This is a genomic window from Neopusillimonas aromaticivorans (assembly GCF_030344915.1).
Taxonomy (GTDB): Bacteria; Pseudomonadota; Gammaproteobacteria; order Burkholderiales; family Burkholderiaceae_B; genus Neopusillimonas; species Neopusillimonas aromaticivorans.
In genome coordinates this window covers 342,922-360,896 of record NZ_CP128233.1, presented here as the reverse complement: position 1 = coordinate 360,896, position 17,975 = coordinate 342,922, and the positions used below count along the sequence as shown (strand labels likewise).

Here is a 17,975-nt window from a genome sequence, read left to right as displayed (position 1 = left end):
GGAAGCCCCTGTATTCTGGCGCGGCTGGCAGGATTCGAACCCACGACCCCTTGGTTCGTAGCCAAGTACTCTATCCAACTGAGCTACAGCCGCTGTAAAGAAGCGAAACTATAACACAACTTTTTTGTGTGTCATGTAGGCCTGAAAAAATTTTGTTTTTTCTGGGCCCCTAACCGTTGTGCGGCAGGTTTTTTACATCGACGTTGTTTCGCGAAGGCCGCAACTATAACACGGAAAATATGAAAAGTGCCACCATAATGTGAAAAACAGGTCTGCCGCGATGTAAAAGAATAGGTTTGCTTAACAAACAGGGCAGGCAATCATTCAAAAAAACTCATCCGTTTCACGTTGTCTGCCGCGTAAAAGACACGGCCTTCCTATAATTGCACCTGGATTCATTATTTACCTCATTTAACGGGTGCGTTTTGTTGACGCGTCATGCGGCCTTGCGGTGTTGTCGCAGGGCAGGGCGCACATCGCATCCAGGAGAACTGTCGTGGCTGATTTGTCGAAACTGACGTGTGTGGAAGATTTGCACCGTGCCGCGAAGCGGCGTGTGCCGGGCATGTTCTACGATTATGTGGCGTCGGGGTCCTGGACCGAAAGCACTCTGCGCGCCAACGAGGCAGACTTCCAGCGTTTGCAGTTCCGGCAGCGTGTCGCGGTCGATATCGAACATCGGTCGCTTCGTACGACGCTGCTGGGGCAAGACGTGGCCATGCCGGTGGCGATTGCCCCTACCGGACTCACGGGCATGGTGCATGCCAACGGTGAAATGCTTGCCGCGCGTGCGGCGCATCGTTTTGGCGTACCGTTCACCCTGTCCACCATGAGCATTTGTTCGATTGAGGATGTCGCCGGGTTCACTCAGGCCCCGTTCTGGTTCCAGCTGTATGTGATGCGCGACAAAGATTTCATGAAAAGCCTGATCCAGCGTGCACAGGCAGCGCAGTGTTCTGCGTTGGTGGTGACGCTGGACTTGCAGGTCATGGGTCAGCGTCACAAGGACATCAAGAATGGGCTGACTGCACCGCCCAAACCCACGTTGCGCAATCTTTTGAATCTGGCGACCAAGCCGCAATGGTGCCTGGGCATGGCCCAGACGCATCGGCGCACATTCCGTAATATCGTCGGTCATGCCAAGGGGTAACCGATGTTTCGTCGCTTGGAGCCTGGACTGCCGAGCAATTTGATCCGCGTCTCAATTGGGATGACATCAAGCGCATTAAAGACCTGTGGGGCGGAAAGTTGGTGCTCAAGGGTGTGATGGAGGTCGAGGATGCGCTGGCGGCTGCCGATGCAGGGGCTGATGCGATCGTGGTCTCGAATCATGGCGGGCGTCAACTGGATGGCGCACCGTCCCCGATCAGTATCTTGCCTGAAATTGTGGATGCCATCGGGAATCGAACCGAAGTCTGGATGGATAGCGGTATCCGTTCGGGGCAGGATGTCTTGCGGGCTATCGCCCTTGGCGCAAAGGGCACCCTGATCGGCAGGTCATTTTTATACGGGCTGGGGGCCGCCGGCGAAGCGGGGGTAACCCGCTGTCTCGAGATTATTGCCAAAGAGCTGGATATTACGATGGCTTTTTGCGGACATAACGATATCAAGAAGGTTGATTCCAGTATCCTGCGTCCATACTGATTCAAATGGTGTTGGCAAGGCAAGGGTAAAAGAATAAGGATAAAAATGACTGAACAGACAGATTCCAGGCAGGGGTTGCCTGCGCAACAGGCCTCTTGTTCATCGGGCCTTGAGTACTGGATGCCGGGTCTTCATACCTTGCGGCATTACAACCCCCAATGGTTGAAAGACGATATTGTGGCCGGCCTTGTGTTGGTCACGATTCTGGTTCCTGTGGGTATTGCGTATTCGGTGGCGGCGGGCCTGCCAGGTGTCTACGGGTTGTATGCCACGGTTATTCCGTTGTTTGCTTATGCCCTGTTTGGTCCCAGTCGTATTCTGGTGCTCGGACCCGACTCGGCGCTGGCGGCGGTTATCTTCGCTGTGGTTGTGCCGTTGTCGGGCGGCGATCCTGCCAAGGCCGTATTGCTTGCGGGGGCCATGTCGATTGCAGCGGGTATCGCGTCATTGCTGGCAGGCTTTGTCAAACTGGGTTTTATTACCGATTTGCTGTCCAAACCAATTCGTTATGGGTACATGAACGGCATTGCCCTGGTCGTGATGATCAGTCAGGCGCCCAAACTGTTTGGTTTCAAGGTTGAGGGTGACAGCATTATCGAAAAATTCATTGGGTTCTTGCAGGGGCTGGCGCAGGGCAAGACGCATTGGCCAACCTTGGCCATTGGCGTTGCGGCCCTGGCGATTATTGCGTTGATGCGTTCTAACCGCCGTGTTTCCGGCATTCTGGTCGCCGTAGTGCTCACGACACTGGCCGTCGGTTATTTTGAGCTTGACCGTTTCGGGGTGGCCGTGTTGGGTGTGCTGCCCCAAGGGTTTCCGGCGTTCACTTTACCGGTCATCCCCTGTCAGATGTGGTACAGGTTGTCATTGGGGGCGCGGTGGCGGCAGTGTTGGCATTTTCTGAAACCAGCGTTTTGTCGCGTACATATGCCATGAAAACCGGCGATCCGGTTAATCCGGACAAAGAAATGATTGCGCTCGGGGCGGCCAATCTCGCAACCGGCTTTTTCAGGGCTTTCCGATCAGCAGCAGCGCATCACGAACGCCAGTGGCCGACGCGGCCGGGGCGAAAACCCAATTAGCCTGTGTGGTGGGTGCGATTGCGGTGCTGTTTTTGCTGGTCTTCGGGCCCGAATTGCTCAAGAGCCTGCCCGATACCGTGCTGGCCGCCGTTGTCATTGCGTCAATGGTGGGTCTGATGGATCTCAAAAGCCTGGTGCGTATTTATCGCATGCGCCAGGCCGAGTTCTGGCTGTCGGTAGGGTGTTCGGCCGGTGTCATCGTGTTTGGCACCATCGAGGGCATCGGGTTGGCGGTAGTGGTTGCCCTGATCGCTTTTGTGTGGGAAAGCTGGCGTCCGTACTCGGCCATTCTGTCCAGGGTCGACGGCTTGAAGGGGTATCACGACATTACCCGTTACCCGCATGGGCGTCGTATTCCTGGTCTGGTGTTGTTCCGCTGGGATGCGCCGCTGTTTTTTGCCAATGCCGAGTTGTTTTCCAACCGGATTCTGGACGCTGTGCATGGGGCGCCAACGCCGACACGCTGGATTGTCGTGGCCGCAGAGCCGGTAACCAGCGTTGATGTCACGGCGGCCGATGCTTTGCTGGAGCTTAAAAAAGGCTGGATACCGATGGTGTGGTGTTGGCGTTTGCCGAAATGAAAGACCCGGTTAAAGACGAATTGAAAGAACTGGGGGTGTTATCCCAGTTTGAACAAGACCATTTCTTTCCGACCATAGGCCAGTGCAGTCAACGGGTATCTGGATGAGAACCCCGTTCAGTGGCTTGACTGGGACGAAGCCCCCGGAATGACGGCAGGGGCTGCCCCGTCATCCCTATTGCGCGATGGCCCGAACCCGGGCGCGTAGCGCGGCCTTGCGCCCGATGGGCAGGAACGAGGCAATGATGCTGTTGTCGGCCAGTTGGGCCAGTTCGTTGCGTGACAGTTTCAGGGCCTTGGCCACCGCCAGGTAGTTGTCGGCGACATACCCGCCAAAATAGGCGGGGTCGTCGGCATTGATGGTGACCAGAACGCCCTGGCGTAAAAGTCGGCCAGATTGTGTTTGGCCAGGTCGTCAACCACGCACAGTTTAAGGTTTGACAGCGGGCAGACCGTCAGTGGAATCTGTTCCTCAATCAGGCGTTGTACCAGTGCCGGGTCGTCGGCGCTGCGCACGCCGTGGTCGATGCGCTCGGCGTGCAGCACGTCAAGGGCGTCACGTACGTAGTGTGCGGGGCCTTCTTCGCCGGCGTGCGCCACCAGACGGAAGCCCAGTTCGCGGCAGCGCTCAAAAACCCGGGCAAATTTTTCAGGGGGTTCCCGAGTTCGGAGGAGTCCAGGCCGATGCCTACCCAGATGTCGTCGTAGGCCTCGCGCAAGGGCAGGGCGGCGTTCAGCGTTTCAAATGCAGCCTCTTCAGACAAGTGCCGCAAAAAACTCATGAGCAGGTAGCTGGTGAGGCCGGTTCGGGCCTGCATGTCACGCACAGCACGTGCAATGCCGGAAAAAACGGTTTCAATGGCAATGCCCCGCTCGGTATGGGTTTGCGGGTCGAACATGATTTCGGCATGGCAGACACCGTCGGCGTGGGCACGCTGCAGGTAGGCCATGGTCATATCGTAAAAGTCTTGCTCGGTAATCAGGACGCTGGCACCGGCGTAGTAAAGGTCCAGGAAGGATTGCAGGTTGGTAAAGGCGTAGGCCTCGCGCAGCGCCTGTACCGACGCATAGGGCAGGCTGACGTTGTTGCGTTGGGCCAGTTCAAAAATCAGTTCGGGCTCAAGCGTGCCTTCGATGTGTACGTGCAATTCGGTTTTGGGCAATGCTTTGATGTAGTCATCGAGATTCACAACAGGATTCATGGGGTGTGCTCCTTGTTCTTGTCGGTGTTCCTGAGGTGCCGTCAGGACACTCCGGAACGGGGTGATTGTTTACAGAAGGGGCCGTGTGGGGGCTCGCTATCGGTTCGTATTCTGTGACCGGGGATGCTCTTCGCCGTGTTGGCGGCGATGCCCTGAAGTTCAGCGCGTACGCCACGCGGCCCATGCCAGAACGGCCCATCCCGCAATGAAGGCAACCCCGCCAATGGGGGTGATGGCACCCAGGCTACGAATGCCGGTTAACGCCAGTATATAAAGGCTGCCGCTGAAAATCACAATGCCGGCAAACATCAGCAGACCGGCCGTCACCAGCCGGGTGTCGGACCGGTGCCCCAGTAAAGCGGCAATGCCCAGGATGCCCAGTCCATGAATCATCTGATAAAGTACGGCAGTCTGCCATATGGCCAGCATATCAGTCGATAACATGGCTTTCAGGCCGTGAGCGCCAAACGCGCCGGCACCAACGCCAACCATCAGGGTCAGTGCGGCAATTACTACGAAATGACGGTCATTCATGGTTCTTCTCCAGAGATGGGCAATATCTTAACCGGGTCGGGTACGCCCGGGTACCGTGGCGTGTTCAGGCGCTGGGCCAGGCGATTGGTGGCGGCTGGTGCTGTGGTGCTGGCTGGCTGTTCCGGGAACCCGTGAACAGCCCCTATCCCGATCAGAGTATGGCGCAAAATGTCTTGCACACGGCCTTCGCCCAGCGATCGCCCAAGTATCTCGATCCGGCCAGTTCCTATTCCAGTGACGAGTCGCCGTTCACCTATTCCATCTACGAGCCGTTGTACGGGTATCATTACCTGAAACGTCCCTATGCGCTGGTGCCCCGCGCGGCGCAGGAAGTGGCCCCCGGTGTATTTTGGCCGCAATGATCAGCCGTTACCCGACGATGCTTCCGGTGAAGACATTGCCTACAGCGTGTATGACATCCGCATCAAGCCGGGCATCCTGTTTCAGCCGCATCCGGCATTTGCACGCAACCCAGACGGCAGTTACACCTATTGGCCGCTGCCGCCAGACGGCCTTGAGAACCGTTATGCCATTCCTGACTTTCCCCAGACCGGCACGCGCGCCCTCACGGCTCACGACTATGTGTACGCGATTCGTCGGCTGGCCAGCCCGCGTGTGGTGTCCCCGGCGTTTGGTGTACTGTCGTCACATATCCAGGGCCTGCGCGAGTATGCTGAACGGCTCAAGCAGGTTGATGCCGAGCTGAAAAGCGCAACGTCGGGTCTTGCAGACGCTGGCGCTGGTCTTGCACATGCAGGCGCCGGCCCGGCAGCCAGTCAGGGCCTACCGGCGTGGCTGGATTTGCGCGATCATGCGTTTGACGGTGTGCAGGCGCTGGATGACCACACCCTCAGAATTCGTGTCAATGGTAAGTATCCGCAGTTCCGCTATTGGCTGGCCATGACGTTCACTGCCCCGGTGCCTTGGGAAGCTGACCGGTTCTATCAGCAACCGGGCATGGCCCAGCGCAATCTGTCACTGAATACCTGGCCCGTAGGCACAGGGGCTTACATGATGGTCGAGTCCATCCAGAACCGGCGTCATGTCATGGCCCGCAACCCGAACTTCCGTGGTGAACCCTATCCGTGTGAAGGTACGCCTGACGATCAGGCCAAAGGGTTGCTGGCAGACTGCGGCAAAATGACGCCGTTCATTGATCGTATTGAGTTTGCCCTTGAAAAGAAAGCGTACCGCTGATGGGCAAGTTTTTGCAGGGGTATTACGACATTCCCGAGGCTGATGGCGGTGATTACGGGGTCGCCATGCGTGTCGCCGCCACCGATTCGGCAGAAAAAGCCGAGCTTTATGCGGATCGTGGCTTGCAATTGCTGACGTCGACTGCGGCGCAAATTACCTATCTGGGTTTCAACTGGCTCGATCCTGTGGTTGGTCATGGGGATACGCCTGAGCAGCAGGAAAAAATCGCAAGTTGCGACAGGCCATCAGCATCGCCTTCAACTGGGAACAGTTTGTGTCAATCTTCCTGAACGATCAGGCCCAGGTTGCACAGGGCCCGTTGCCGCCGGGGGTCGCGGGTTACGAGCCGTTGCCGCAGGGCTTGAATCACCAGGTTTATCGGTGGGAAGACGGCCGTGCCGTGCGTCGTTCGCTTGATGAAGCACGACGCTTGCTGGCTGAGGCCGGTTACCCTGATGGTCGTCATGCCAATACAGGTGAACCCCTGATCCTTCATTTTGACTCGGCTGGCGGGTTGGGTTCGAGCCCGACCCTGGACTGGATGCGTCGCCAGCTCAAAGCCTTGAATGTCGAGCTGGAAATACGTGCTACTGATTACAACCGCTTTCAGGACAAAATGCGGCAGGGCGTGGCCCAGATGTTCATGTGGGGCTGGATCGCTGATTACCCCGATGCCGAGAATTTCCTGTTCCTTTTGTACGGTGAAAACGCCAAGGCCAAAACCGGGGGCGAGAACGCGTCCAACTACCAGAACCCTCATTACGATGCCCTGTTCAGAAAAATGCGGTTTCTTGATGAAGGCTCCGAAAAAGAGCAGGTGGTGCGTGAAATGATTGACATTGTCCAACACGACATCCCCTGGATGTTCGGGTTTTATCCGTATTCCGGGGGCATATCAGGCCTGGGTGGGCAATGCCCAGCCGACACAAATGGTACGCAACACCTTGCAATATCTGAAAATCGACCCGCAGCAGCGGGCCCATAGCGTCGCCCTATGGAATACGCCGCTCTGGTGGCCGTTGTGGGTGCTGCTGGGGCTGGTGGTGGTGGCGATATACCCGGCGTGGTGTGTAGTGCAACGCCGCGAGCGCAAGACTGCGCTGGGGGACACGCCATGACGGCCTATATTATCCGGCGTCTGTTTTACGGCGTAGCCGTGCTGGTGGGTGTCAATATCCTGACGTTCGTGCTTTTTTGCAGTCAATACCCCCGATGACATGGCCCGTTTGGCCATTGGCGGTCAGCGCGTCGACACTGAAGCCATTGAAAAGTGGAAAGCCGACCGCGGGTATGACAAGCCTTTGTTTTACAACGGTGCACAACCGGGTGCTGCGGCGTTGATGGACACCATTTTTTACGAACGATCAGTGCCGTTGCTCCGGTTTGATTTTGGTTTTTCTGATGCCGGGCGCGACATTAGCTATGAGATCAGGCAACGCATGGGCCCCAGTCTTGCCCTGGCCTTGCCCAGTTTTGTTCTGGGTCTGCTGGCCAGTGTGTCGTTCGCGTTGCTGCTGGTGTTCTTCAGGGCGACCCGGCTAGATTTCGCCGGGGTCGTGCTCTGCGTGCTCATGCTGTCGATTTCGGGGCTGTTTTACATTATCGCCGGGCAATGGCTGTTTGCCAAAGTGCTGCGCTGGGTGCCATATTCCGGGTTCATCGATGGCTGGGACAGCCTGCGGTTTTTGATTTTGCCGGTACTGGTGGCCGTGATTTCCGGGCTGGGTAGCGAGGCCCGTTTTTACCGTACGCTGTTTCTTGAGGAAATCGGTAAAGATTATGTGCGCACGGCGCGGGCCAAGGGCTTGTCGGAACGCGTTGTGCTGTTTCGCCACGTCCTGCGTAATGCGTCGTTGCCGATCTTGACCGGTACTGTCTCGGCTATTCCTTTGCTGTTCATGGGTAGTCTCATTGCGGAATCCTTTTTCGGTATACCGGGTCTGGGCAGTTACACGATAGACGCCATCAATGCGCAGGATTTTTCGGTGGTTCGGGCGATGGTGTTCCTGGGTTCGGCGCTTTACATCGTGGGGCTCCTGCTGGCTGATATTTCTTACACCCTGGTTGACCCCGGGTTCGTTTCGAGTAACGCCATGCCTCAATTTGTTTTCTTATGGACGGATGTCTTCATTTTCGGGCTGGTGGTGGCGTTGGTGGCTTACGGCTGGCGTGTCTGCCGCAGCGCGGCTTTGCGGGCCACTTGGCGCAGTGTCGGGCAGTCCACGGCGGCCATGTGCTCGGCAGTCATCTTGATGCTGTTTGTCGTGGTTGCCGTGCTTGATTCCATCCATTACCGACCGGTACTGCCGGCGGTTGCCGATGCACCTTCACCAGAGGTGGTGTATTCCCCGGTGGTGCGCTCTGCGCTTGATGACCTGATGTCGTTGACCCGTATGGGGCAAGCCGAAAAACGTATTCGGCACCCTGGCATTGCATCAATTCACCAAAGAGACGTTGCTGGTCGAAGGGCAGGCCGTGCGAAACTTCCCGCGACTGGCCCATGCGGGCAAACGGCTTTCGGATGACTCGGGCCACCAGGCAGATCTGGTGAGTCGGGCCCTGAAAGGCCTGGGTATCGGGCTGTCTCTGTCGGTGTTTCTGGCCGCGTTACTCAGCGCGTTCCATCGACGCAGGGCTGACAGTTTTCGTGGTGCATTTTCGCATTGGTGGTCAGGGTGCAGTGGCTTGCCCTGGCGAGCCATGTGGTTGACAGCGTCGGCCGTGCTGGTGGTTACGGCGGTGATGCTGGCGCTGGCAGCCGATTACCATGTGCTGGGCACGGATCGCACCGGCAACGATGTGCTGCGTCAGGCCTTGAAGAGCATTCGCACCGCCATGGTCATTGGCACCTTGACGACTTTGGCCATGCTGCCGCCGGCCTTGTTGTTTGGCATTTCGGCGGGCTATTTCAAGGGGCGTGTCGATGACGTCATTCAGTATATTTACACGACGCTGACCTCAATCCCCGGTGTTTTGCTGATTGCCGCGTGCGTGTTGATGATGCAGGTGTATATCGACACGCACCCTGATGCCTTCCCGACGGTTGCGGCTCGTGCTGATCTGCGTCTGTTTTTGTTGTGCCTGATCCTTGGGCTCACAGGCTGGGCCGGTTTGTGTCGTTTGTTGCGTGCTGAAACTCTCAAGCTGCGTGAGCTTGAGTATGTTCAGGCCGCGCGGGCATTTGGTGTGGGCCATTGGCGCATCATGGTGCGTCATCTGTTGCCCAATGTCATGCACATTGTCCTGATCACCATGGTGCTGCAGTTTTCGGGGCTGGTATTGTATGAGGCCGTGTTGTCCTATCTGGGTATCGGGGTTGATCCCAGCATGGCGTCCTTCGGCACCATGATTGATGCATCACGGCTGGAAATGTCGCGTGACCCCATGATCTGGTGGAATCTGGCGACGGCTTTTGCGTTCATGCTTGCACTGGTCTTGTCGGCGAACCTGTTTGCCGACGCGGTGCAGCAGGCCTTTGATCCGCGTATGCGGCGTTTGCGTCCAGCGCCTGGTGGGGTGTCGTCATGACGTTTTCATCTGCAACCAGGGAAGGTGATTTGACCGTTGATGAGGGCGCCTTGACTGTCGAGGGCTTGACGGTTCGTCTGCAGACCGATCAGGGCACCCGTGACGCTGTTCAGCAATTGGGGTTGTCTATTCGCCGGGGCGAGACCTTTGCTTTGGTGGGTGAGTCCGGCTGCGGCAAAAGCATGACCGCTTTGGCCCTGTTGCGGTTGTTACCCGAAGCCGGTCACATTGCCGCCGGTCAGGTTTGGCTGGGTCATCAGGATCTGAACCGCCTGCCTGAAGCGTCCATGCGAAAGGTTCGTGGCGGGCGTATGGCCATGGTTTTTCAAGAGCCCTCCACCAGTCTGAATCCGGTCATGACGGTGGGGCAGCAGATTGTCGAAACGCTCGAGGCCCATACGCCGTTCAGGGAGCGGCAGGCCCGCGAGCGCGCCGTGCTCTGGATGACGCGGGTGGGCATTCCCGAGGCATCGCGTCGATTCAACGATTTTCCCTTCCAGTTTTCGGGCGGGCAGAAGCAGCGCATCATGATTGCGATTGCGTTGGCCGCCGAGCCCGACGTCCTGATCGCCGATGAGCCCACGACGGCGCTTGATGTCACCGTGCAAGGGCAGATCCTGGCCTTATTGTCGGAAATCCAGAAGGAAATGGGGCTGGCAATTTTACTGATCACGCACGATCTTGCTGTGGTGCGTCAGGTTGCGGATCAGGTCGCCTTGATGAAGGATGGACAGATTCTTGAAACCCGGCTCGTCGACGAATTTTTCGCGTCGCCTCGGCATCCGTACGCGCGGGCGTTGCTGGCCGCGATTCCATCGTTTGAAAAGCGGGGTCAGTCGCTGGTGTCGGGCGTACATAACCCGGATACCACCAGGCCGGATGTCATTGTCGAGTCTGTGTCAGGCCGTGCCGGCACGGGTGCTGCTCGCGAGCAGGCGTCAGGTTTTGTGAAGCCCTTTGCGCTTACGGGGCAGGTACCTGTGCTGTCGGTCCGGAACTTGCGCGTCAGTTATCCCCAACGCGCAGGGCTGCTGCGTCGTGTGATTGCGCAACAGCGGGTGGTCGATGACTTGTCCTTCGATTTGCACGCAGGGGAAACGCTGGCCCTGCTGGGAGAGTCCGGTTGCGGCAAGACCACGACGGCCAAGGCGTTGCTGCGATTGCTCGACAAAACGGCCCTTGTCGAAGGCAGGGCATTGCTGGGGAAGATTCGTTGCTTGATGCAAAAGGTGCCGCCCTGAAGGCGCTGCGTCGTCGTTTGCAGATCGTGTTCCAGGATCCGTTCGCTTCGCTTGACCCGCGCATGCTGGTGGGCGACATCCTTGATGAAGGGATTGCGGCGCTGCATCCGCATCAGTCCAGGGCCACCCGTACGGGGCGCGTACGACACTTGCTCGATCGGGTCGGTTTACCGGCCGATACCGTCAGACGCTACCCTCACGAGTTTTCAGGCGGCCAACGCCAGCGCATTGCCATTGCGCGGGCGTTGGCGGTTGAACCCCGCGTATTGGTGTGCGATGAGCCGACATCAGCCCTCGATGTGTCGGTACAGGCGCAAATCACCCAGTTGCTGCAAGAGCTTCAGGCTGAGTTCAATATGGCGTATTTGTTCATTACACACAATTTTGGTGTGGTCGAGTATCTCTCTGACCGGATCGCGATCATGCAGGGGGGCGTATTGTCGAAATGGGTGAGACCGCACAAATTCTGCAAGCGCCTGCTCACGAGCAAACCCGTCGTTTGCTGGAAGCCGTGCCGCGCCTTTGAGGGCCAGCTTATAATCCGAATCTATGGCATTAAAAGTATTCGATCTTCAATGTGAACTGGGCCACGTTTTTGAAGGATGGTTCAGTTCTGATGACAACTACGAGTCGCAGCTGTCGCGTGGCTTGTTGTCGTGTCCGGTATGCAACAGCCAGAACGTGGCCAAAAAGCTGACGGCTTCGCGTATCAGTCGTAGCCGTTCCCGTAATCTGCCGGTGTCCGAAGTCCAGCCGTCGGCTGTGTCGGCGTCCTTGCCAGCAACTGGGGTGTCCCAAGACCGGCAGTTGGCGGCGCCGGCTACCGAGCAGTTGGCCCAGTTACAGGCCCAGATCATGCATAAGGTACGCGAGATCGTGCGCAACACCGAAAATGTCGGCCCCCGCTTCGCTGAAGAAGCCTTGCGCATGCATCATGGCGAAACCACCGAGCGTGCCATTCGGGGTACCGCTACGCCCGAAGAGCGTGAAACGCTGGCTGAAGAAGGGGTTACCATATTGCCGATACCCGATTACCTTGACGATGACCGCATGCAGTAATTTGCTATTCATCAATACGCCTGCTATCTGCGGTCCGGGCCCGGAAAACAGGTTCGATTGGCAACAAAAAAGCCCCATGCGGGGCTTTTTTGTTGCCAATAACCGCTTGCATAACGGTTGTGTCGACGGCGTCATACTGACGCCGGCATATCTGCTTCATTACATGACGCGGCTGCGGTACTCGCCAGTACGGGTGTCGATTTCGATTTTGTCACCCAGATTGCAGAACAGCGGTACGGCGATTTCTTTGCCCGTATTGATCTTTGCGGGCTTCAGGACTTTACCCGAAGTATCGCCCTTGACAGCGGGCTCGGTGTACGTGATTTCACGTACGATGATGGTGGGAAGTTCTACCGAGATGGCGCGGCCATCGTAGAAGACGACTTCGACGGTCATGCCTTCTTCCAGGTAGTCAAGCGAATCGCCCATGCTGTCGGCTTCAACTTCGTACTGGTTGTATTCCTGGTCCATGAAAACATACATGGGGTCGGCGAAATACGAATAAGTGCACTCTTTTTTGTCGAGAATGACGATATCGAACTTTTCGTCGGCCTTGGAAACCGACTCGCTGCCCGAACCCGACAACAGGTTCTTGAACTTGAGCTTTACTACGGCCGAGTTACGACCCGACTTGTTATATTCAGCCTTCTGGACAACCAGCGGCTCGCCACTAACCATGACGACGTTACCTACGCGCAATTCTTGTGCGGTTTTCATCAGATAAACTCCGGGGAAATTTTCGCTTGGGTTACCCTGCCAGGCCAAAGCGTTGATACAAAGCCCGCTATTTTAGCGTGTTTGCCAATTTTTCGCGCAAAAAGCTTCCAGGCTGGCGGCCAAGGCCGGTTGGTTGGCCAGTTGTTCAGCCCAATCCATCGCTGAGGTTTTCCATGGTTCCCAGGCAGGGCCGTCAATCAGGTTGGCCAGGCTGCTTTGCGCGGCTCCGGTTTGTCCGGTGTTCCAGTTCAGCATCAGCGAGTGCACACTTTCGGGGTAGGGGCTGGATGCCAGCCAGGCACGCAGTTTAATGATGTGGGCGCGTTCTTCTTGTTCGTAAATTTGCCAGACCAACGGCTTGCCTGCCCATAACGCCCTGATGACAGAATCTTCCCCACGCACGAAATTAAGGTCGCTGCTCCAGAGAATCGTGTCGAAATCGTCTTGCGTTACAAAAGGAATGCGGACGGCCTGCAGGGCCGTATCGGCAGGTGATTGGACTTCGGGATAAAGACCTTCCGGGATAAGGAGTACCCAGTGCGTTTGTGATTCAGCCAATGCGTTGATCAGGGCGTGTACAGGGGCGCTTGGATAACCAAAAGGAAAGCCAGACGGCCTGTAGTTTGCAAAGACTCAATGGCGCTGCCAGGCACGCCTAAATGCCTTAGCAGTTCCCAGCGTTTGGCAGGTTGCTGCAACCAGCGGTTGCGTTTTTGCAGCAAACCGTCTTCGCGCAACAGCCCGCCCGTCCGTGTCGTGAACCCGGGGAAGTAAAAGAATTTCCTCAGGCTGTCAGGCTGTAGCGACGGTAACCCATGGCAACCTTCCACCCACGATTCGGCGCTCAGATACTCAAGATTTATCCATAGGCTGTTGCGCGCCGCCATGGCACGTACGAAGGCGGGAGGAGGGTCGCAACTGAAGGCCTCAATGACAACGTCACCCGGTTCACGCATCGACACATCGGGGGTCCAATGCACCAGGGTGATGGACGGAGTCAGTGATTGAACCGCCTGATGTTTGACGGCAGGTTCGATAGACTGGAAGCGTCCAATGTCATCGACCCAGAGGGTGATGTGATGCTGCGGTGACCGAGCGGTCAGGTGCCGGGCCAGTCGCCAGCACACGCCAATATCACCGAAGTTATCGATTACACGACAAAAAATATCGAAACGCATGCGCTGGACCGACTGTAGTTACCGCTTCGCTCGCCGCAGGCGCGCGAAGCAGCAGGGGTCAATGGAAATGCCGAGGCTCCAGGTCTGTTTCTTCGGGAAGCTCGGGATGCATCATTTCACCTTGCGCATTCGGGAAAAAGGTGCGCCGCAGTCTTCGCAGATTTCGGTTGTACCAAGACCGGCAATTTGCTTGACGTCGTTGATGCCGACTTCGGCCAGATGAGCCGCGATTTCTTCAGGGATACTGAGCTGCTGCGGGTCACCTTGTGTACTTGCGGCTTCTTCTTTGCTAAGGATGGGCCAGACGCAACCGTAAATCACCTGGTTGCTGTGCCGTGTCGTGAACCCGACCCGATATTCTTCAACCACCGATTCACCGCAGCCTATGATGGCGGCCTGAAGTTCAGGCCCCCTGAGGTTGGCGGCATTCTGGAGCCAGATAACGGCCGACTTCAGAGCGAGCGGGCGGATCCGGCGATCGGCCTCGCGGCTGTTGACGTAGTAGGCATCGGGCTGAAGATAGTCAACAGCACAAGCGGTATAACGGTTTTGTACGACTGTGGTTATGGCCGCTTGCCATTTCTGCAGACAGGCCTGGCGTTCGGCGACAACGTCTTCGCCGGTGGTCTGCCAGCAGAATACAGGCTGGCCTTTGGGGACAGCCACGGCGCCAACGATAAAGCGGGCATCGGCCAGCATGCCTTCGGTGTTGGTCATGGGCCGGATTTCGGGTGCAGAAGCCTTTTTCCCAGTGCCTTTTGGCCCAGTTGCTGGGTCAGTCGTGCCGTTTCCTGGAACGTTTGAGGCATTTGCTCGAAGCTGACGATTTCTGGCAAAAGCGCAAGCTTGACATCAGGGGCCAGTACGCAGTCGTGCAGTGCTTTTGTAATTGTATCGGCATCTTTGGCACTCATGACTGAAGGCAAGGGCAACTGATAGCGGGTCCAGACCAGCAGGGGAGCCGAGAACAACAGCACGTCGTAGTCCTGTTCGCCGATAGATAACAGGGCTGATTCAGAACAGGTTTCGGCCATTTCAACCAGGATCTCATACGCGGCCATTCGCTCGGGTACCAAGGCTTCAAGGGCCGATTCGATATGCCGGTTGGCCTTGCCCTTGAGCAGCTTGTTCAGCACGGCGGTAATCTGGTTTTCCCAATAGATATCTTCGACGCGGCTGCCTGAAAGGGCCAGAGCCTCGGTAAGCGCCATAAGCCGACGGGCATCGGCAGGCAGGCGACCTGCGCCGGGTTTTAACGAAATGGACATGGTGCAATACAAAATTCAGAGAACGCTAGTGTACCGCGAGCGGCAAATAAAAATCCCCCGCGCAATGCTGCGCGGGGGATCGGCTTAACGACCGGTCAGGTTACAGCTTGACCGTGTCAGCGACCTTCTGGAAGTCTTCGATCTGGTCAAAGTTCATGTAGCGATAAATGTCGCTGCTGTTTTTGTCCAGAATACCCATATCGGCCAGATACTCTTCCTTGGTCGGAATGCGACCGAGGCGCGAGCAAATAGCCGCCAGTTCGGCTGAGCCCAGGAACACGTTGGTGTTCTTGCCCAGGCGGTTGGGGAAGTTACGGGTGCTGGTCGACATGACGGTTGCACCTTCGCGAACCTGTGCCTGGTTACCCATGCACAGTGAACAACCCGGCATTTCCATGCGCGCACCGGCCGAACCCAGAACGCCGTAGTGGCCTTCTTCAGTCAGTTGCTGCTGGTCCATCTTGGTGGGCGGAGCCACCCACAGGCGTACAGGAATGTCACGCTTGTTTTCAAGCAGTTTGGACGCCGCACGGAAGTGACCGATGTTGGTCATGCAGCTGCCGATAAACACTTCGTCGATCGGGGTGCCGGCAACTTCAGACATGGTTTTGACATCATCCGGATCGTTCGGGCAGGCAACGATAGGCTCAGTGATCTCGGACAGGTCAATATCGATGACCGCTGCGTATTCAGCGTCGGCATCGGGCTCAAGCAGCTGCGGGTTGGCCAGCCAGGCTTCCATCGCCTTGATGCGACGGGCGATGGTACGCTGGTCTTGGTAACCGTTGGCAATCATCCACTTCAGCATGGTGATGTTGCTGTTGATGTATTCGATGATGGGTTCTTTGTTCAGGCGAACGGTACATGCAGCAGCCGAGCGCTCTGCCGAGGCGTCAGTCAGTTCGAAAGCCTGTTCAATCTTCAGGTCGGGCAAGCCTTCAATTTCAAGAATACGGCCCGAGAAAATGTTCTTCTTGCCTTTTTTCTCAACGGTCAGAAGACCTTGCTTGATCGCGTACAAGGGGATTGCATTGACCAGATCGCGCAAGGTAACGCCAGGCTGCATTTTGCCCTTGAAGCGAACCAGAACCGACTCGGGCATGTCCAGCGGCATGACGCCGGTGGCGGCAGCAAAAGCCACCAGGCCTGAGCCTGCAGGGAAGCTGATGCCGATGGGGAAGCGGGTATGCGAGTCGCCACCGGTACCGACGGTGTCAGGCAGCAACATGCGATTCAGCCACGAGTGGATGATGCCGTCGGCCGGGCGCAACGAAATACCACCGCGGGTGCTGATGAATTCGGGCAGTTCGTGGTGTGTCTTGACGTCGACGGGTTTCGGGTAGGCGGCCGTGTGACAGAACGACTGCATGACCAGATCGGCCGAGAAGCCCAGGCAGGCCAGGTCTTTGAGTTCGTCGCGAGTCATGGGGCCAGTGGTGTCCTGGCTGCCGACCGAAGTCATTTTGGGTTCGCAGTAGGTACCCGGACGGATGCCGCGACCTTCAGGCAAACCACAGGCACGACCCACCATCTTCTGGGCCAGCGTGAAACCCTTGCCGGAATCGGCAGGTGTTTGTGGCAGACGGAACAGCGTGGATGCGGGCAGCCCCAGAGCTTCACGGGCTTTGGCGGTCAGGCCCCGGCCGATAATCAGGGGATACGCCCACCAGCACGAACTTCGTCGAACAGAACATCTGATTTGACCTGGAATTCGGCAATGACCTGACCATTTTTCAGGGCTTTGCCGTCATAGGGGCGAAGCTCGATCACGTCGCCGGTTTCCATCTGGGAAACGTCCAGTTCAATAGGCAGGGCACCGGCGTCTTCCATCGTGTTGTAGAAGATCGGGGCAATTTTGCTGCCAAGACACACGCCACCAAAGCGTTTGTTGGGTACGAAGGGGATGTCCTGGCCGGTGAACCACAATACTGAATTGGTTGCCGATTTGCGGGACGAACCCGTGCCAACGACGTCACCGACGTAGGCGATCTGGTGGCCTTTTTCTTTCAGGCTTTCCAGGAACTTGACCGGGCCAACCTTGCCGGGCTCGTCAGGCTCGATACCGGGACGCGGGTTCTTGAGCATGGCCAACGCGTGCAGAGGGATGTCGGGACGACTCCAGGCATCGGGTGCAGGCGACAGGTCGTCGGTATTGGTTTCACCGGTTACCTTGAATACTGTAACGGTCATGCTTTCGGGAACTTCAGGCTTGCTGGTGAACCATTCAGCGTCAGCCCAGCTTTGCATGATTTCCTTGGCAAATGCATTGCCTTTTTCTGCTTTTTCCTGAACGTCGTGGAACGCGTCAAACATCAGCAGGGTGTGCTTCAGGCCTTCGGCGGCAACAGAAGCAAGGGCGTTATTGTCAAGCAGTTCGACCAGAGGGTGAATGTTGTAGCCGCCCAGCATGGTGCCGAGCAACTCGGTGGCCTTTTCTGCGCTGATCAGGGGCATTTTTCGGTGCCGAACGCCACAGCAGCCAGGTACGATGCCTTGACTTTTGCGGCGTCGTCAACGCCGGCAGGAACGCGGTGGGTGATGAGATCGACCAGGAAGGCTTCTTCGCCGGCAGGCGGGTTCTTGAGCAGTTCGATCAGTTCAGCGGTTTGCTGAGCCGACAGGGGAAGCGGGGGATGCCCAGCGCAGCGCGCTCGGCAACGTGTTGGCGGTATGTATCCAGCATGTGACGTGCCCTTTGTGTAGGGTTGGAAAAATTCAAATGCAGCCCGGGCGCCGGATCGCGAC

Annotated in this window: 6 protein-coding genes, 1 tRNA gene and 9 pseudogenes; 8 read left to right on the top strand and 8 right to left on the bottom strand. The window is 57.2% G+C overall.

The annotated features are described in order from the left end of the window. Positions 1-16: 16 nt before the first annotated feature. Positions 17-93 (bottom strand) — tRNA-Arg (locus tag N7E01_RS01775). A 403-nt stretch (positions 94-496) separates the two neighbouring features. Between N7E01_RS01775 and N7E01_RS01770 the strand changes: the two are divergent. The 3 genes and pseudogenes from N7E01_RS01770 to N7E01_RS18230 all read left to right on the top strand — a co-directional run bounded on the left by N7E01_RS01770 (position 497) and on the right by N7E01_RS18230 (position 3,307). Next, positions 497-1,644: pseudogene (locus N7E01_RS01770) on the top strand (alpha-hydroxy acid oxidase). Positions 1,645-1,689: 45 nt separating this feature from the next. After that, positions 1,690-2,842, top strand: a pseudogene (locus N7E01_RS18235) (SulP family inorganic anion transporter); the annotation flags it as partial. Next, positions 2,831-3,307, top strand: coding sequence for an STAS domain-containing protein (locus N7E01_RS18230; RefSeq protein WP_350494991.1), 477 nt, complete (start codon positions 2,831-2,833; stop codon positions 3,305-3,307). The pseudogene N7E01_RS18235 and the gene N7E01_RS18230, both read left to right, overlap by 12 nt. A gap of 174 nt (positions 3,308-3,481) precedes the next feature. Here the strand turns inward: N7E01_RS18230 and N7E01_RS01760 are convergent. Further along, positions 3,482-4,508, bottom strand: a pseudogene (locus N7E01_RS01760) (adenosine deaminase). 159 nt (positions 4,509-4,667) lie between these two features. Next, entirely contained in the window at positions 4,668-5,042 is a 375-nt protein-coding gene (locus N7E01_RS01755) for a DUF423 domain-containing protein (RefSeq protein WP_289174335.1), read from the bottom strand. A gap of 71 nt (positions 5,043-5,113) precedes the next feature. Between N7E01_RS01755 and N7E01_RS01750 the strand changes: the two are divergent. The 5 genes and pseudogenes from N7E01_RS01750 (at position 5,114) to N7E01_RS01730 (ending at position 12,067) form a co-directional block, all read left to right on the top strand. Further along, positions 5,114-7,357, top strand: a pseudogene (locus N7E01_RS01750) (ABC transporter substrate-binding protein). Further along, positions 7,354-8,328: pseudogene (locus tag N7E01_RS01745) on the top strand (ABC transporter permease). The pseudogenes N7E01_RS01750 and N7E01_RS01745 overlap by 4 nt, the downstream one beginning before the upstream one ends. 4 nt (positions 8,329-8,332) lie before the next feature. Continuing rightward, positions 8,333-9,767, top strand: a pseudogene (locus N7E01_RS01740) (ABC transporter permease). 29 nt (positions 9,768-9,796) lie between these two features. Next, a pseudogene (locus N7E01_RS01735) lies at positions 9,797-11,534 on the top strand (ABC transporter ATP-binding protein). A gap of 23 nt (positions 11,535-11,557) precedes the next feature. After that, complete coding sequence (locus N7E01_RS01730; RefSeq protein WP_289174333.1) at positions 11,558-12,067, top strand: DUF1178 family protein; 510 nt, start codon at positions 11,558-11,560, stop codon at positions 12,065-12,067. A gap of 159 nt (positions 12,068-12,226) precedes the next feature. On the opposite strand, the gene efp is transcribed toward N7E01_RS01730, so the two are convergent. The 5 genes and pseudogenes from efp to acnB all read right to left on the bottom strand — a co-directional run bounded on the left by efp (position 12,227) and on the right by acnB (position 17,913). Then, on the bottom strand, positions 12,227-12,784 hold the full coding sequence (gene efp, locus N7E01_RS01725; RefSeq protein ID WP_289174331.1) for an elongation factor P: 558 nt from the start codon (positions 12,782-12,784) through the stop codon (positions 12,227-12,229). Between the two features lie 72 nt (positions 12,785-12,856). Beyond that, on the bottom strand, positions 12,857-13,342 hold the full coding sequence (earP, locus tag N7E01_RS01720) for an elongation factor P maturation arginine rhamnosyltransferase EarP (protein ID WP_289174329.1): 486 nt from the start codon (positions 13,340-13,342) through the stop codon (positions 12,857-12,859). Between the two features lie 8 nt (positions 13,343-13,350). Continuing rightward, positions 13,351-13,962: an elongation factor P maturation arginine rhamnosyltransferase EarP gene (earP, locus tag N7E01_RS01715; protein WP_289174327.1), complete on the bottom strand. Its 612-nt coding sequence runs from the start codon at positions 13,960-13,962 to the stop codon at positions 13,351-13,353. Between the two features lie 111 nt (positions 13,963-14,073). Next, a pseudogene (locus N7E01_RS01710) lies at positions 14,074-15,173 on the bottom strand (DUF2863 family protein). A gap of 157 nt (positions 15,174-15,330) precedes the next feature. Beyond that, a pseudogene (gene acnB / locus N7E01_RS01705) lies at positions 15,331-17,913 on the bottom strand (bifunctional aconitate hydratase 2/2-methylisocitrate dehydratase). Positions 17,914-17,975: the final 62 nt, after the last annotated feature.

What these genes read in the sequence shown, in the direction of transcription:
- N7E01_RS01730 (WP_289174333.1), top strand. Translation starts at nt 11,558, where the DNA reads ATGGCATTAAAAGTATTCGATCTTCAATGTGAACTGGGCCACGTTTTT.
- N7E01_RS01755 (WP_289174335.1), bottom strand. Translation starts at nt 5,042, where the DNA reads ATGAATGACCGTCATTTCGTAGTAATTGCCGCACTGACCCTGATGGTT.
- earP (WP_289174327.1), bottom strand. Translation starts at nt 13,962, where the DNA reads ATGCGTTTCGATATTTTTTGTCGTGTAATCGATAACTTCGGTGATATT.
- N7E01_RS18230 (WP_350494991.1), top strand. Translation starts at nt 2,831, where the DNA reads ATGGTGGGTCTGATGGATCTCAAAAGCCTGGTGCGTATTTATCGCATG.
- efp (WP_289174331.1), bottom strand. Translation starts at nt 12,784, where the DNA reads ATGAAAACCGCACAAGAATTGCGCGTAGGTAACGTCGTCATGGTTAGT.